At 41.1% G+C, this 16,586-nt stretch carries 16 protein-coding genes; 5 read left to right on the top strand and 11 right to left on the bottom strand.

All coding sequences use genetic code 11. The annotated features are described in order from the left end of the window. Positions 1-114 precede the first annotated feature (114 nt). Positions 115-1,458 (top strand): sorbosone dehydrogenase family protein, encoded by a 1,344-nt coding sequence (locus V7K40_RS00190; protein ID WP_334955862.1) that lies wholly within the window; start codon positions 115-117, stop codon positions 1,456-1,458. A gap of 170 nt (positions 1,459-1,628) precedes the next feature. Continuing rightward, positions 1,629-2,036 carry a phosphomannose isomerase type II C-terminal cupin domain gene (locus V7K40_RS00185; protein WP_334955820.1) on the top strand — a complete coding sequence of 136 codons (408 nt, stop codon included), beginning with the start codon at positions 1,629-1,631 and terminating at the stop codon, positions 2,034-2,036. A gap of 116 nt (positions 2,037-2,152) precedes the next feature. On the opposite strand, the gene V7K40_RS00180 is transcribed toward V7K40_RS00185, so the two are convergent. The 9 genes from V7K40_RS00180 to V7K40_RS00140 all read right to left on the bottom strand — a co-directional run bounded on the left by V7K40_RS00180 (position 2,153) and on the right by V7K40_RS00140 (position 10,207). Beyond that, positions 2,153-2,911, bottom strand: a complete 759-nt coding sequence (locus V7K40_RS00180) for a HEAT repeat domain-containing protein (RefSeq protein WP_334725331.1) — start codon at positions 2,909-2,911, stop codon at positions 2,153-2,155. Between the two features lie 174 nt (positions 2,912-3,085). Continuing rightward, the gene (locus V7K40_RS00175) at positions 3,086-3,640 is read right to left on the bottom strand and encodes a GNAT family N-acetyltransferase (protein WP_334955819.1); all 555 of its coding nucleotides are present in this window, start codon (positions 3,638-3,640) and stop codon (positions 3,086-3,088) included. Positions 3,641-3,761: 121 nt separating this feature from the next. Next, positions 3,762-3,953 carry a hypothetical protein gene (locus V7K40_RS00170; protein WP_334955818.1) on the bottom strand — a complete coding sequence of 64 codons (192 nt, stop codon included), beginning with the start codon at positions 3,951-3,953 and terminating at the stop codon, positions 3,762-3,764. 105 nt (positions 3,954-4,058) lie between these two features. After that, a complete protein-coding gene (locus V7K40_RS00165) occupies positions 4,059-4,466 on the bottom strand; it encodes an ABC transporter permease (RefSeq protein ID WP_334955817.1) in 408 nt (135 codons plus the stop codon). After that, complete coding sequence (locus V7K40_RS00160; protein ID WP_334955816.1) at positions 4,451-5,752, bottom strand: AmpG family muropeptide MFS transporter; 1,302 nt, start codon at positions 5,750-5,752, stop codon at positions 4,451-4,453. Before V7K40_RS00160 ends, V7K40_RS00165 begins: the two co-directional genes overlap by 16 nt. A gap of 143 nt (positions 5,753-5,895) precedes the next feature. After that, positions 5,896-7,353 carry a DNA phosphorothioation-associated putative methyltransferase gene (locus V7K40_RS00155; protein WP_334955815.1) on the bottom strand — a complete coding sequence of 486 codons (1,458 nt, stop codon included), beginning with the start codon at positions 7,351-7,353 and terminating at the stop codon, positions 5,896-5,898. Between the two features lie 51 nt (positions 7,354-7,404). Further along, on the bottom strand, positions 7,405-7,791 hold the full coding sequence (dndE, locus tag V7K40_RS00150; RefSeq protein ID WP_334955814.1) for a DNA sulfur modification protein DndE: 387 nt from the start codon (positions 7,789-7,791) through the stop codon (positions 7,405-7,407). Between the two features lie 63 nt (positions 7,792-7,854). Further along, the gene (gene dndD / locus V7K40_RS00145; RefSeq protein ID WP_334955813.1) at positions 7,855-9,840 is read right to left on the bottom strand and encodes a DNA sulfur modification protein DndD; all 1,986 of its coding nucleotides are present in this window, start codon (positions 9,838-9,840) and stop codon (positions 7,855-7,857) included. A 112-nt stretch (positions 9,841-9,952) separates the two neighbouring features. Beyond that, positions 9,953-10,207 carry a hypothetical protein gene (locus V7K40_RS00140; protein ID WP_334955812.1) on the bottom strand — a complete coding sequence of 85 codons (255 nt, stop codon included), beginning with the start codon at positions 10,205-10,207 and terminating at the stop codon, positions 9,953-9,955. A gap of 122 nt (positions 10,208-10,329) precedes the next feature. On the opposite strand from V7K40_RS00140, the gene V7K40_RS00135 reads away from it, so the two are divergent. Continuing rightward, a complete protein-coding gene (locus V7K40_RS00135; RefSeq protein WP_334955811.1) occupies positions 10,330-10,575 on the top strand; it encodes a helix-turn-helix transcriptional regulator in 246 nt (81 codons plus the stop codon). Here V7K40_RS00135 and dndC read toward each other — a convergent pair. Further along, on the bottom strand, positions 10,572-12,227 hold the full coding sequence (gene dndC, locus V7K40_RS00130) for a DNA phosphorothioation system sulfurtransferase DndC (RefSeq protein WP_334955810.1): 1,656 nt from the start codon (positions 12,225-12,227) through the stop codon (positions 10,572-10,574). The two genes, V7K40_RS00135 and dndC, sit on opposite strands and share 4 nt — an antisense overlap. Positions 12,228-12,468: 241 nt before the next feature. Here dndC and V7K40_RS00125 point away from each other — a divergent pair, with 241 nt between their 5' ends. Next, on the top strand, positions 12,469-14,067 hold the full coding sequence (locus tag V7K40_RS00125; protein ID WP_334955809.1) for a DGQHR domain-containing protein: 1,599 nt from the start codon (positions 12,469-12,471) through the stop codon (positions 14,065-14,067). 122 nt (positions 14,068-14,189) lie between these two features. Next, entirely contained in the window at positions 14,190-15,395 is a 1,206-nt protein-coding gene (locus V7K40_RS00120) for an AIPR family protein (protein WP_334955808.1), read from the top strand. Positions 15,396-15,605: 210 nt separating this feature from the next. Here the strand turns inward: V7K40_RS00120 and V7K40_RS00115 are convergent, their stop codons facing one another. Next, the gene (locus tag V7K40_RS00115; protein WP_334955807.1) at positions 15,606-16,586 is read right to left on the bottom strand and encodes an HNH endonuclease; all 981 of its coding nucleotides are present in this window, start codon (positions 16,584-16,586) and stop codon (positions 15,606-15,608) included.

Raw genomic sequence — 16,586 nt, 5'->3', positions numbered from 1 at the left:
GTTTTTTCATAATTTTGCGTAAGTCTTGGAACTAAGAAAAATCGGACTTTAGAATGGCGACAATTATTAAGTATCAAGTCTAGAATAGGAAAATTGTGTATAGTGTCTGCAATCATGAAAGTCTCTGGGCGTTTCTTGCTGCCAGTTTTTTTACTGACCTTTGCAGTAGCCTGTAACCAAACTCGCGCCTCCTTAGACAATCCCACGCCGCAAGCATCTGTACCTTCTGCCCAACAGACACAGAATCCTACACAGCCAAAAAATCTTGTCCGAACTGAAGCACTTTCACCCACACCCATCCGGATCAATCTGAAGAATCTACCAGCACCCTTCGCAACAGAAAGTGCCTCCAAGCGACCTGAGGTTGTGCCCATTCCGCAAAATCCGGTGCTGCGCGTGCCACCAGGCTTTACAGTTAACGTCTTTGCTGAAGGTCTAGATGCCCCACGCTGGCTAGCTTTAACCCCCAGTGGTGATGTCCTAGTGACTGAAACCGAGCAAAATCGGATTCGTCTGTTGCGTGATAGCAATGGTGACGGCGTAGCCGATGTTCGAGAAACCTTTGCTAGTAGGGACAACGGACTCAATAGATCCTTTGGGATGGCTTTTGCAGGTAATTCCTTTTTTCTAGGGAACACAGACGCTGTGGTGCGTTTTCCCTATACTCAAGGTCAAAACAAGATTACAGGTAAGGGGAAAAAAATTGCTGACTTGCCTGCTAAAGGTTATAACAACCATTGGACGCGCAATGTGGTTGTCTCACCCGATGGCAAGAAATTATATGTTTCAGTTGGTTCAGGAACCAATGTGGATGAAGAACCCCTACCACGGGCTTCGATACAGGTGATGAATTTAGATGGTTCCCAGCAGCAGACTTTCGCTTCCGGCTTGCGTAATCCTGTGGGATTGGACTTTCACCCGATAACTAAGCAACTTTACGCCACTGTTAACGAACGGGATGGAATCGGTGATGACTTGGTTCCAGACTATCTGACACGCGTTCAACAGGGGAAATTTTACGGCTGGCCCTATGCCTATTTGACGCCAAACAACCTTGACCCTCGTCAAAAAACGGATGGTAAAAGTAAACGCCCCGATTTAGCAGCCCGTACCCAAACGCCAGATGTGCTGTTCCAGGCGCACTCAGCAGCGTTGGGTTTGCAGTTTTATGATGGTCAAACGTTTCCAAAAAAATACCGCAACGGTGCTTTTGCTGCTTTTCGTGGTTCTTGGAACCGTGATCGCGGCACCGGTTATAAAATTGTATTTGTTCCCTTCGATGCTAAAGGGCGATCGCAAGGCTACTATGAAGATTTTCTCACAGGATTTTTGCTAAATCCTTCTGTACCAACCACTTGGGGACGACCTGTAGGTTTACTCGTGTTGCCAGATGGCAGTCTACTACTAACAGAAGAAGTTAATAATCGGATTTATAGAATTCAGTATACGGGGAGTTAAACAATTCAAAATTTACGCATTCAAAAATTCAGGAGTAAAATCTCTTATCTGGGGGCAACTTAGAACAGTTGTTATCAATAGAGATGCTGTGACCATTTCCTTCGCAGGTTTATTGCCTTTACGCTAGATTACTTAAAAATACTCATAATCATCTGGTTGAGAAATTAATTATGGCTCAGAATGAAAATAATACTCAGTCAAATATCAACGAATTATCTCCCCATTCAGGTACACGATACTGGGGTGAGGTGGAGGTGATCGAGGAGGGAGAAACCTATAGAATTAGTCGTGTTGAAATTAAGCCTAGGCACGGCATTAAACCACAAATTCATTATCACCGCAATGAACATTGGGTTGTAGTCTCTGGTGTAGCCAAGGTGACTTGTGGCGATGCGGAAATATTACTGAATCGAAATGAGTCAACTTATGTCCCTGCTGCAACACTACATAAAGTAGAAAATCCTGGACATATTCCGCTAGTTATTCTGGAAATTCAAAATGGTGAGTATTTGGGTGAAGATGATACTGAGCGTCCTTATGACTTAAATTTGGTCAAACCTGTAGCTGAAGGTCAGTAATAATTTTAGATTTTAGACTTTGGCTACGCTCAGTCGAACGATTTTGGATTAAAGAATTGAAATTTAATCCAAAATTGTCAATTCCATTATCCAAAATTGAATTGCCCAATGCCCAATCAAAACCACCCTTCTTGTTCCAGGGTTTCAATCAGCTGCAAGCCACGGGGATCACCCACTCCTAACAGTGAGGCTTTCGCGTCTTCCCGGACTCCCAAATCTTGGTCTTCAGCAAAGGCTTGAATTAGGGCATCGATCGCTGTGGCATAAACTACATTAGAAGGGAGTTCGCGGCACAGTTGACCAATTGCCCAAGCACTGTTGCTCCGCACTGCTGCCACCGGGTCTTGGACTAAGGCTTCAATTAATGGTGGCATTGCCCCTATAACTGCTTCATAACCTACTTCTGCCATCTGTGCTAAGGCGCTAGCAGCCCACAAACGCACTGCGGAAATGTCAGTTCTTAAGGCGTCTGCTAGGGGCGCTAAAGAACGGCGATCGCGACAGTTTCCTAAAGCCCAAACAACGCCTTTACGCACATAGCCATTCCAATCATTGTTTAGTTGAGCAATTAACGGACTCACTGCTTCTGAACTAGGATTGCGTCCAAGTCCATAAGCTGCACTCACCCGCACTAAGGGACAGGTATCAGTTAACAGGCGAATCAAATGGGGGATAGCCCGCGCATCTTCAATATCAGAAAAAGCACGCGCCGCTAACATTCGTTGCTGGGGCTGGGGATTTGTCAGCAGGGCTAGTATCACTTCTGGATCAGGCTTCGCCACAACTGATTCGGTAGTCAGCGGCTCTATTTTATCTAAGGGGCTTTCTAGTTCCTGCTCGATATCAAGTAGGCTTAGATCGTCTTCGTCATACATAATTTCATTTGAATCCCTTTTTGGGATTAACACATAACGCGATGTGCCAAGAAGTTAAAGCCTTATATATATTAGTTGCGTTATTATCCACTTTCCATTCTCCCTCGTTAAGCTTTATCCAAACGAGAACCGTTATAATTCAGACGCTAAAGTATATTATTGCTATCCTCTAGTTTATTTTTCTGCATTCAGGAATTTTACCATCCACAGGGATTGGGTTTGATAACCTAACTGATTGTAAAGATTTAATGCGGGTTTGTTTGATTGAAACACTTGCAATCCAATCTGGCGATCGCCTCTTTGAATAGCCCAATTTTCCACATATCGCATTAAGGCTGTACCAATACCTCGCCGCCGATGTTCTGGCACAACGTAGAGGATAAAGATATGAGCATGACGATTACCCTGCACTTGATCTATGGCATTGCCTACCCAAAGGCAGGCTATAGGGGAAGTAGAAGTTGGGGGGGCTGGGGAGGCCGGTGGGGAAGAATCATTGTTCAGTAACTCTTCTCTCCCCCTGCTCCCCCTGATTCCCCCGCTCTCTTTTTCGACCCACCACAAGGGCGTATCACTAGAAAAGTATTGCTTAACTGTTTGTTCCAGGTGAGAAAAATCCTCATTAGGAAAAAGATCCTGGTAAGTTCGCTGCATGAATTTAAGCAGCAGCGCCCGATCCAAAGCGGAGCCACGGCGAATAATATACCCCGGTAGTAATTGCTCAGACACTGCTGATGTTTATTGTATTTAGGGACTGACAAAAAATAAATTATCCAAAATTATTTGTACATTTGTAGGGGATCTTGGCCAAGATCCCCTACGATAAGATGTTTTTTTTACTGGAAGTCCCTTAGTTAGCTGAGTTATATGCTGCTGGTGGCAAATTAGCAGGAGTCGGTTGAGAACTTATCCCCACTTCTTCAATTGGTGCAGGTGCTGCCATATCAGAGGGTAAAAAGATCCGGGCGCTGACTGCCACTAAGGCAAAGAAAAATACTAATACTGCAAGCAAGGGGGCGATGTACTGACGAAATATAGCCATATTTAGATTGCAAACAAGCTCGGAACTTTTATGAGAACCTAGCTGAATATTTGTGAAGTATTCTTGATTTATTTTAGCGATTTTCCGGGCATGGAAAATAACAGATTATTGGCTATCGCGCTCCAAGTCATCAAGAACTCTTTCGCAGTACCAATTCTCCGGCATCCCAGGATAAGTCTCTTTTGCCTGTTCAATTAACCTTTCAGCAGCGACGGTATCACCGGATAACTTAGCAATTAGCCTGTTTTTGAGATAGCTATCAGATACACCCTCCTCTACCTGGTTTGGTATCCTTTCATTTATAGTTGATGGCCGGGACTGCTCTCTCCGCAACTGCCAAAATAAAACGTAATAAAGTGTACCAAAAATTAAAATTAGGCTGAGTGTTCCGAAAAAAGTTAGGAGGTTAAATGCTAGAAATCCCAGAACTAACTGCGAGAGAACATAGCCAAGTAATAAACCAGTGAGTAAGAGAATAAATGTGCCGACAGCAATAACTACTTGATTCCCCATATATCCTCTTCTTCGTTCTCCAATCCTGGTCTGGATAATACTACCACTGGCTTTGGATTCCAAGGGGCAAAGAATGGCAATAATAGTAATCCCGGTAAAGCAGCTATTGCTGTCAGTAAAAAGAATGTAGACCAGCCGGTGGCTTGTGCCCATGTACCTGCTGGAGCCGTGAGAATATCTCTACTAAAAGCCTGCAAACTCGAAAGTAAGGCGTACTGTGTAGCTGAAAAGCTTTGGTTACAAAGACTCATCAAAAATGCTACAAAAGCAGCAGTTTCTAGACCAGCACAAAATTGTTCTATATTAACGGCAGCTAACATTAGATAGAAGTTTTTACCTACTACTGCCAACGCAAAGAAAGCCAAGTTGCCTACAGCTTGCAGGATGGCGAATATCCAGAGCGAGCGATTAACACCAATTTTGGTCATTATTGCTCCTGCTGCCAAGGTGCCAACAATAGTGGCGAAAATTCCCAATGCACCAGGAAATGCTATGTCGGTTTGAGTGAAATGTAAGCCTTTATCTAACAAAAATGGGGTGGATACATTCTTTAGTAAAGAATCCCCCAACTTGTAGATCACAATAAATATTAGGATTAAAAGCCCTTGGAACCAGCCCTGACGCTGGAAAAATTCAATGAAGGGTAATTGGACAGCGGCGGATAAAGTCTGAGGCGGGCGATCGCGTAGGACTGGTTCTGGTGCAAAAATAGAACTTACCACGCCTACGAGCATCAACAGCGACATCAACAAGTAAACAGCTTGCCAAGGCATTCTGTCTGCCAAAAATAAGGTAACGTAACCGGTTACTAAAACGGCAATACGATAACCCAATAAGTAAATAGATGCTCCCGCACCTCTTTCTTGCACTTCCACTACATCAGTGCGGTAAGCATCAACTAAAATGTCTTGACTGGCGCTAAAAAAAGCAACGGCTATTGCAGCAATTATTAAAGGTTGTAGCCCTTGGGATGGTTTAAATACAGCCATTGCAGCTATACTTAACAGTAATGCTACTTGTATAATTACTAACCAACCGCGCCGTCGTCCCAAAAAAGGCGGTACAAATCTATCTAGTAAAGGCGACCAGAGAAATTTTAAAGAATAGGGGAGCTTTACTAAACTAAAAGCAGCGATCGCTGCCAAGCTAATTCCTTCTTTGGTTAACCATGCTTGTAATGTCTGACTGGTTAAATACAACGGCAACCCTGATGAAAAGCCAAGAAATAACAAAGCTCCCATCTTTGGGCTGCCAAAAATTCGTAGCAGCGATTTATTTACTTCCACAATCTTGAAGATTCCTTTTTATCTAATTGAATTGCAGTTATCTTGCCATAGCTGCTGTGTAATTTCGTGTAAGCACACAAATCTGCTAAGATTTTCTTTATTTAAGATACATATCAGCAATGTTGTAACAGTATGATTATTCCTTAATTTTCCTTAATTGAATAAACCTGATGCCCCCTGATTTTTACTCCCTGTGCAGCAAGGCATTTTTCCCAACCTTCTCGCGTACCGATATCGCTTTTGTGATTGAGCAATCCTAATTGCTGTTCTTGTTGGGTGAGTTGAGCAAATTCTTCGTAACCAGGGTAGTTGCTGGTAACAAATGTTTCCTTACGGTGCAAAATCGGCGGATTTGCTCTAGTTGCATAGTCTCGGTGAGTGACAACTAGGGTTTTTAAGTCAATAGTTATACTAGCTTTTAATGCTGGATGGGGGTCAGTGTCGAAATCAGGGTAACACAGATAGGATATTTGCGGCTGATCAGTGTGATATTTTATCAATGTGGCTCCATCTACACGCCCAATGGTACGGCTAGCGCAACCTTCACAAATTCGCAGCACGGGGTCAAGTGCTGCTAGTGCCGAAACATGGACGTAAAGGGCACCGCGCGTGTGTTTACCAATTTTGCTTTTTTCGCACGCAGTTTGAATCACCCCAGATTTGCCTAAGCTGAAAAGTTTTTGGTCGGCTACTTGACAAGCTTCTTCATAGCTACTAAAAAAGGCTTTGATATCGTGACGCATTTGGGCTGCTAGCTTCTGCCATGCGGGGCGTTGATCAAAGTGGGTGAGGGCAAGATAAACTTGGATATCCAAAGAACGGCGGTAAGCGATCGCATCCCATTCTGCTTCATCGGTAGCTTGTAAAACTACACCGAAGGCGCGGCGAAAGTTACCAAATTCGCTGAGTAATTCCTGTTCATTTTCCAATTCGCCTTTGGCTGGTAATCTACCGCGCTTGGTAAAAAAAGCCATTAGAGGTTGCAGTTGTTCTTGATAGTCTTCAAACCGCTTAGTGGGGATGCGGACTCGCGGTGTAGAAGTGGTAGAAAAGAAGCGGATAGCTTTGTAACTTTCTTTTTCGGCTTCATCTCGAAAAACAAAGTAGACACCTAAAGCGATCGGTACTGCATCTACATTTAGAACTTCATCAATATAAGTTTTAAGTTCTTCTTGTTCGTAATATTTCTGAAAAGTATTGCGGCGTGTCACAATGCCATCATTGTAAGCAAGCTGGGTTTTACTGGGAGCGTTAATCAGTATTTGAGCAGCGACAATTAAAACTTTCCCCGTGAGTTCCCAAGCTTGGCGAAGGCTTTGACGACGTTCCTCTGGGTCTTCGATGACATTGAGGACGTAACCCAAGTTAACCACATCAGCGGGGGTGAGTGGTACATCCGGATGGTAGTAAGGGTCCCAGCCTGTACTGGTGTAGCCTAAGTTTTTTACTCGCCAGACATCACCACCGTAGCCGCAACCGTAGTCAAAAAAAGTGGTGTCTTGATTCAGGATTGCCCATTCTATTGCCAATCGCACGGGGCGAGATATGTCAGTGCGAGCGATTGCAGCTCTATGACGCTCGATTTCTAGCGCTTCAGGCATAATATTAGTTGTCAGTTAACAGTGAACAGTTAACAGTCAACTAATATCCTTTCAATTTTTAATGGCCAGTTCGATTAAATCTTCAATTTTCTTGATATTTGGATCGCCTGCTAAGTAGCCAATGCCCCGATGCAAATGCAGACGGAATTGAGTGACAAGGGTTTCTTTATCGGTGGGATAACCGTCATTGTGACAGCGTTGCTTGAGGGCGAGGAGGAGTATATCGGACATTTCGCCACCAAAGACGCGCCAAGTCATTTCGACGTTGCTATCTTGGGGAATTGGGACGGGGGAGGGTGCGGTTGATTCTGCAAGGGAACGGCAAAACGCCCAACGACATAGGATATTCCATTGGTCGATTTTGGTGCTGCGTCTGAGTTTGGTAAGTTGGTCTTTGGCTGTTTGGGAGAGGCGAATACGTTCTATTGGTGATTCCATAGTTTTTATAAATAGTGATAGGCTTAAAAAAATTGCGGTTGCTCAATTTTTTAACAATATCTACTACCAAAAATATCCTGGTTGTATGGTAGTTTGGCGGGTGGCGGAGTCATATTTGAGAAGATATTCACGGGCGATCGCTTCGTTTTCTCGTAGTGTTTCTACTTCTTTCTTTCCAATCTCGGTATCGGTAGATAGCAGGATTACTTGGTGGCTGGCGGATGGAAAGTAACGTTCAACTAAGTTACTGCGGTGGGAAGAGTCTAGTCTACCTAATGGCGTATCGATTGCTACTGGTAGTCGGTGTCCAGAGACTTTTGCTAGTCCCCAGAGAAAGGCGATCGCAAGTAGTTGTTTTTCGCCAGCCGAGAGGCGATGTTTAGGGACAGGTTTACCATTTAAATCGTAAAGCGAAAGGCTGAAAGTCTTGGTATCAATGGTAATGCGATGTACTAAATCTGATTTGTGGAGGAGATAAAGGAAGCAATTTTTAACTTCTTCCTCTAATTTATTGAGTTTTCGCAGAGTTAATTTTTCACGAAAAATCTTGAGTGTGTCTTGAACTTTTGCTGCTGATGTAATAATATGTTCATTATTTTTATGTTTAATGTTTTCTACTGTATATTCACTTAATTCTTTTTTGGACTTGGCAATAATAGTTTCTAATTCAGCTAAACGGCGGCGGATTGTTTCGTAATTTGCTTTAGCTTCAACAACTTGATTTTGTGCCGCTTCTAGTGCTTGACGCAGCTTTGTATAATCTTCTGGTGCTGCTGCTGTCTGCACTTGCCTTTCTAGAGTATGAATTTCTTCTTCTTTATTTTTAAGAATAGCTAATTTATCTTTTGCAGAAATTTTTGAATTTTGTAAATGATATATGAGATTATCTAGCTGACTTAAAGTTTCATCATCAGCTAATAGCCAAGGTGCTTCTATCTGGATAGTCTTTGCATATAAACTATCTACATCTTGGACTAGAAAAGATTGAATTTTTTCAACTTGTGTCGAGGAAATTTCCACTTGATTTAGCCAACTGAGTAAGCGCTGATCTCGCTCAATTAACAAATCTTTAGAGATTTGTACTTGTTGATGGCGAAATTCTTTTTCTCCCTGTGCTTGCACCTGAGTAAGCAAATTGGGAATTAATACTAGGGGGAAAACATCAGCCGCTAATTCACACATCGACTGACGTACTTGTTCAATTTCCGCAGTTTTTGTATCCTGTTGTAGTTCTAGTTGATTGCGTTCTGCTGCAATCTTCCCACCTTCAGAAATAAATTTATCAAAGGCTTCTTGCTGCTTTTGTTCTAATTCTTCTACCTGATTTTTGAGAGTTTCTAATTTTTCTCCTGTTGTTTGATAATCTTCTTGCTGTTGGGTTAACCTACTTTCAATTTCCTCTAAGTTTGCTAAATCCTTACTATTACCAAATTCTTTAAGTTTCCGGTTAACTAAAATATCTAAATCAATAGCTAAACGGTCTGCTAACTCTAGCCCTAAAAGTCCGCGAATTGCATCTATTACAACTGGTGGTGGTGTTTCCTGCTCTGCAAGTTCTTTAACCTGTTCACCATCAAAGAGAAATAAATTAGAAATACCTAATGGTAAAAGATTTTCAATATATTCATCCCAGATATTCACCAAAGACTCAACAGGCCAAGTATCATCATCGCCTAAAATTCCTAAAGAATCTTTACCATCTTTAGGATTTTTTTCCCAAGTTCTAACAATCCGATATTTTACTGGTTTATCATCTTCGATGTGTTCAAAAACTAATTCAATCCGGGTTTTATCAGTAGGGTTAGCTTTACTATTAACACATTGGTTCAAAAAATCATTATAACTTAAATTACTACGGGTAGAACATTGAGCGCGATGACCATAAAGCGTAAGGCGTATAGCATCCATTAGTGTAGTTTTTCCCCCACCATTCATCCCACCTAATAAAATAATTGGGCGCGAATTTTCATCTTTTCTTGGATCAAGATTGATTACTTGTCTTCCAGAGTAAGGGCCAAAGTTTTGTAGTACAAGTTCAAGAAATATCATTGATATTTAAGAATAAAATATATGGCGAATGGAATTCACCCAGTATTGTCCCGTTATTTTTGTAGGGTGTGCATTGCCCACCCTACCATATTTTTTACTAATCGAATTACAGTCACGTTGTCAGAATGTACCTAGTTAAGATACTCATGACTTCTCCAGGGTTGGGACTAGGTAATAAAGGACTCCATTCATTAACTTGAGCAAAACCCAGCTTGTAAAGGGTCAAAATTGTGTTGTTAACACCTGTTTTAGAACCATAAATTACTAGTTTTACAAACTCTCTCCCTGGTGTTGTTTCTTGAGATTCGTTGGCAAAAACAAGCGGCAAGATGGTTGGAAAGGTATCTGCCAAAAAGCTTTTAGTCATTGAGATTTACCTGATTGTTGGTGAGATAGTTATGTTACCTAATGGTAACATAACTATCTTACACTCTTAGTTACCAATAGGTAACATTTACTTGGTTATGTGCCTTTGACACAATCAAAGGCATGGGAAAAGCAGGAAAAGCGCTGAAACAGGTGTTGGAAATCTACGGTATTAGTCAAAACAAGTTAGCAGTAACGATGGGAACAGGACGGCCAAATGTTCACCGATGGGTAAACGAGATTAGAGATCCTGTTGCTGAGACAGTGCTAGAAATTCGGGATGCACTCAAGAAAATTAATCCAGCCGCAGCAGAAGAGTTTATCAGGCTGTACTTGGGAGATGCTGATAAAGATGAACAGCAAACTTAAAGCTTCGTCTCTCTATTTTTAAATTTTATATTTGCCCAAGTCTTAGTCTCATCAGGAGATTGTGTAGCATTAGTTACGTCAGCTTGTTGTGTCGTTACGTCAGCTTGTGCATTCGTGACGACAAAATCTGCTAAAGTTAGCTGCTTGACCTTTTCAATATCACCTTGTTCAACTGCTGTTTTCAAATCCCGTTTCAAATGAGCATTTTTCACCGCTTCATCTTTAGAACGCGAACTAGTAATAAAGCATTTTTCTAATGTGTCGTAGATTCCCACACGACGTGACATTTTACGAAATTGACGTTCTGTATCCAAAAGCTTCGCCATCAGTTCTAGGTGCATCGCGTCATCTGCACAGATTTCTTCTAACACTGCCCATTCATCGCTACCTAATAAGCTAAGGTCAGCGCCAGGACGGGGGTCTTGAAATTCTTCACCAGTCACTTCTTGATAAATCCGGGGTAAACTATCATCAAATTCGTGTTTATCTTCTAGCCAAATGCGGCGAATTTCGCTCATTTCTTCTAGAGTAATTAAGGTGATGTCGGACATGTTTTCTGGCGCTGTACGACGGGTTTTTGTTTGCGCTTCTAATAATCGCCTTAGCCAATGTTCTCGCCAAAATTTGGTATAAGGGCCAGGTATTGGTTCAACGGATATTTCCCCGTTTTTATTGCGTTCAAATAGTTGGACATCTCCCCAAATTCTTCTAAAATCTCTTTTGTCCCAGTCATCTTTAATATCTAATTCGTTACGGATATTTAATAATGGCTGCATCCATTCTTTCTCTTCATCATTTTGGATCATTGCCTCCATCGATTTATCCTTACTAACGATTGTGCAAACCCAGCAGCCAAATCGAGAATCACCACAGCTAGGAGTAGAAGTATCAACAACTAGTGGACATTCATTATCGGCTGTTGCACCTCGATACATAGTGAATAAGTCTTTGTTACTATATCCCCAAGAATTTTGCCACTGATTTAAGTAAATCCAAACTTCATCAGTACGCCAATCTTCGATAGGAAGATAAATCAATGAGTTAGGTCGGTTGGGATTAGTATTTATATGATCACGTACCCGCCATTCTCTATGTTTAGCCATCGTAGCAGCACGTTTAGAACTTTCAGCCTTGCGTGTACCTAAGACAAGAATTACTTCACCACTAGACCTAATAACTGCACGGATAAAGCTGTCAGATGGTTGAATTTTCAGGCGTTCAGTACACCATCTAAATCTGTTTCGCGGTGCTGGGTAGCCTTTTCCAATTAAGTTTACCCAAAAGGTATCCTTAATTGCAGGATAAAGCAAATGGGGTTCAATTGGCATTTCTTGCTCTTTAGCAGCAACTTTCATCTGTTCTAAAGAGTTACGTACCCAAACAGAGACCACAGGGTTTTCTACCAGCGTATCAGTTGTAATAACATGGATGGTTTTAGTTCTCTTTTCCTTGGGGAGTGCTGCGATCGCATTCCAGATAAGCTGTAAGGTTGCGGTACTATCTTTTCCGCCCGAATAGCCTACCACCCAAGGTATCTCATCTAAACAATACAATTCTTGAATTTCAGTGTTGAGAGCTTGGATGTAATCCACTAACTCTGCTACAGTACGTGCTTGCTGAACTTTATTTTCTGGTTGTTGTGCTGTAGTCATTTCTCCTTCTCTCTGAAAACACTGGCGTAATATCTGGGCGAATAGAATTCGCGCGCTACTTGCCTCTCCTGTCGAAGATGCTGCGCGAACAAGTCGGGGAACCGCAAGGGCGCAGTGGCTTGGCTACACAGACAAAACCCACGCAGGTGGGTTAAATAAAAGTTTTTAAAAACTTTACTATTAATATCCAATTTTTTGGATAATTAAACGACATAATCCTATTCTGTTTTTAAAATTTAACATGAAAGATAGTACATCTGACCCAACTGCTGACATCGCTAAAGATTACCTGGAACGGGAAAACAAGGAAAAACAGGTACTAGCTTTACTCCTGGAGAAGTTTTTAGGGAGAAAAGATCAGATTCTCGTTCAAAAAACCGAGATGGGTGGTATTGAGGCTTATATTAGCTCTGTTACTCTGGAATGGTTTGCAGGTCGGGTTCACTTCGCCTCTGGCTTACCTCTGTTTCAAAAAAAGTATAATCCTGAGACTGATAATGTCGAGATTGACGCGGATAGTATTGATGAAATTCAGCAGCGTCCCCTTGATTGGTCACGTCAAGCACCGCTAGTGCAGTATTTAGCGGCTCGACAAAATCACAAGTTTCCGCCGGTACTGGTGGTGATTAATCAACTGTGGGTAGATAATCCCAAAGCTGCTGAGTGGGATAGCGAAGGACGCGCCACCAAGTCTACGACTGATTTCATCCCTCTAGATAAAGACGGTAAGGTAGGTCTGCTAAATATTTCTGAAGATGATGTAACCATTTATGCACTAGATGGTCAACATCGACTCATGGGGGTTCAGGGGTTGATGGAGTTAATCAAAACTCGTAAACTTCAGCGTTATAAAAAAGATAAAGGTGTTGATGACAGCTTTATTACAGTAAATGATTTGATAGAAAAGTACCAAATAGACCTTGCTTACTTGCAAAATTTACCCAAGGAAAAAATTGGTATTGAATTCATCTGTGCGGTAGCGGCTGGGGAAACTCGCACCCAGGCGAGGCGGAGGGTGAGATCGATTTTTGTTCATGTGAACCTGATGGCTGCACCGTTGACTAAAGGGCAGCTAACACAGTTGAATGAGGATGATGGTTTTGCAATCGTTGCTAGAAAAATTGCAGTTACACATCCACTATTAGAACAAAAACAAGAACGCAATCCCCGTGTTAATTGGAATAGTGCAACAGTAGCTTCCAATTCTACAGTTTTGACGACTTTGCAAGCTCTACAAGACATGTCTGAGCGTTATTTGGCTCAAAAGTTCCCTCACTGGAAACCCTTGGAGAAAGGTCTAATTCCCATGCGTCCAGAGGATGAAGAACTTGAGCAGGGAATTGAGGAATTTAGCAAGCTATTTGATTCTTTGGCTAGTCTTTCCAGTTATAAAATTTTAGAACACGAGGATACACCAGCTTTACGGCGCTTCAGCTTTGAGAAGGATGGAGGTGAAGGAAATATGCTTTTCCGTCCAGTTGCTCAAGTTGCATTAGCGCAAGCTTTGGGAATTTTGGTATTTAAAAAAGGTTTTTCCCTAGCAGATATTTTTAAGAAACTGCGGAAGTTTGACCAGCAAGGCGGTTTTAGTGGTATGGAATATCCCCAATCTCTCTGGTATGGGATTTTGTATGACCCAAATAAAAAGCGGGTGCAAGTTGCTGGACGAGATTTGGCGGCGAAGTTATTGGTTTATATTCTGGGTGGAATTCAAGAACAGATGGAACGTGCTGAACTACGTAAGGCTTTGGCAGATGCTAGAACCGTGGAAGATAAAACTATAGGTTTTGATGGCAAGTTTGTTGAACCTAAGCAAGTAGGACTTCCATCTCTCCTGTAAGGATGTATATAAAGTGACGTTTCTATAGTTGCATTTAGCCAAAGTATAAGTGTATAATTTTGTGAGTGTCCAGTTGGGCATAAAACATAAGCAAGGCGTTCCGTAGAGCGCAGGAAAAATAAATGGCTACAAAAATAACAGCTCCTTTCTTTGCTACTGCTGCTTGTAAAGCATATAAAGAGGATAAAGAGTCCAGTAGAGTAATTTGGAATCTGACAGTCCCTTTATGCGAAGTGCCTCAAGGTTTGCCTTTAGATCCCAATGCCAGACTAGCCAACGAAAACCGGCGGACTGTTAAGAGTATGTTGACTACTCTGGCGCAAAAGCCAGAAGAGTTTATTTTCTACAACAATGGAATTTTAATTGTTGCAGACTCAATACAGGTTAGAGGTCATGGTGCCGGTGGAGGGTTTGATGTTGAGCTTTTACTTGTTAGTCCTGAGGAAGGACAGGAAGACAATTTCATCGGTAATGGTATTGTAAATGGTGGGCACACTTACACTGCTATCACAAAAGCCCGCAGTCATTACGATAAATTAAAATCAAAAGGATCTAAACCAAAACTTAACCAACAAACTGGTAAGGCTGACTACTCAGAGTTGGAAAATGCTAGTGTGCAAATCTTTGTGCTGGTCAACATCAGCCAAGAAGAAATATCAAATATCAGTAGGTATCGTAATACTAGTGAGAGTGTTGAGGAGTTTAGTCTTAAAAACCTAGCTAAAGATTGGGACATCATCGAAGAATACCTTCCTGCTGGATGTAAACCTTATGTTGCTTTCAGAGAGGGCGAAAATAAGCAATTCGATGTGACTGATTTGGTTCGTCGCCTTGCTTGCATTAATAATAAGTTGTATCCCTGGCGAGGTTCAGACGGTTCACCTAAAAATCCTAGTGCAACTTGCTCTGCATACGGAACTCTCATTAAGAATTGGAAAAAAGAAGACTTTAATGAGATTGTGCCTTTACTTAAAGATGTACTCTATATTGAGGAGTGTCTTCGTGATGAGTATGATCGGCAAAAAGGGCTGAGTAAGTTAAACGGCGTTGAAAAAAAGACTTATCAGTTCATCACAGGTAAGCAATTTAATCACACCCTTCCCATTACTTTCGTATTTCCTATTCTTGCAGCCTTCCGTGTATTTATCAAAGATGGAAAGTGGGAGAGTCCTGTCGAAAAGCTATGGGATGAGATGGGAAACACTCTCCTGAATAACTTGCTAACCGCCTACAGAAATGAGGGGAGGGGAAATCCAGCTGCCTTTGGGCGTTCTGCTTCAACATGGTCTAACCTTCTTTTAGTTCCGATGTTGAAGTTAACTGAATAGTTAAACTTACCTAAGCATTAATAACTATACCTATATTGGGAGCAGGGTGAACGCACGAGATTTCTGAAACCCTTGCTGGATAAGGATATTGACGAAAAAATCGGCTCAATTAAAAAACGCCGAAACCCTTGCTATTAAAGGATTCTTATACTTTAGATGCGTTTGCCCTGATATTGGGAGTTAAACTCTTATATAGGTATAGTTTGAATTTCATCTTGATTGAAATATATTTTGGTGATGCCATTGCAGCGCTTCCAGTTCTGGAAAGTGTTGCTCTGTATTTGGTAGAAGTATTGTTTCACCATGAAAATATTTCATAGGTTTAGCATGGGGAGATGCTTCTTCCAAATCATTGCTAACTATGATTTTGTATTCCTCATCTACAGCAAACCAACCGCGATCAAATGCCCAATGATGGTTTTTACACAGTGCTATTCCATTATGAATTCTACTGTCATAGAATTGTGAGAATGGCTTTATATGTGCGCCATCAACAATGTTTTGACTTACAGATTTAGTTACTTTTATGCCACAAAAAGCGCATTTATAATCATAAATATTTACAATTGCTTTTCTAAAAAAAGCATTTCTAATTACTGCTTTTCTTAAGTTCCATATAGGATTAGTATCTAAATTACTAAACTCAATAGTTTTTTCTATTTTTAAGGGGACATGTTGAAAATTTTGGTTAATGTTTAAAAAATTTTCTATCGAATTATCTTCAGATGGGAGCCAAGCTGAAACAAGTGCATCAATTAATATTTGCTTAGAAATTTCATTCAAGATGAAATTAAATAGTTTATCATCCAAATATGCATAGTCAACATCTTCCTTGAGTTTAGGAATTGTTTGCGGACGACCGCCATCATATCCAGAACTATACTTGAGATGCCAAAATTTACCATTATCATTTTTTAGATGAAAAAAAGGAAGTGCAAAATCACTTCCCTTAAAAGTACTAGAAGTAAGTACTTCCCAATACTTCTTAAAGGTATCAATCAATTTATCTGATATGGTGATACGATTATCTATAATTAAATCTTGTGTAATTAGATCAATTATAGATAAAAGTAATATGGGTTTATTAAGAGCATCACCCTTTTTATGACTTTTATATACCTTAATATTAGAGAAACATTCACAATAATAAACTAAATTTCTCTGATTTGCTGGCTGTTGTACTTTACTCAT

The sequence above is a fragment of the Nostoc sp. genome (assembly GCF_036917195.1).
Classification (GTDB): domain Bacteria; phylum Cyanobacteriota; class Cyanobacteriia; order Cyanobacteriales; family Nostocaceae; genus Nostoc.
Note: the sequence above shows the minus strand (reverse complement) of the source record. Positions and strands in the feature narration are given on the sequence as shown.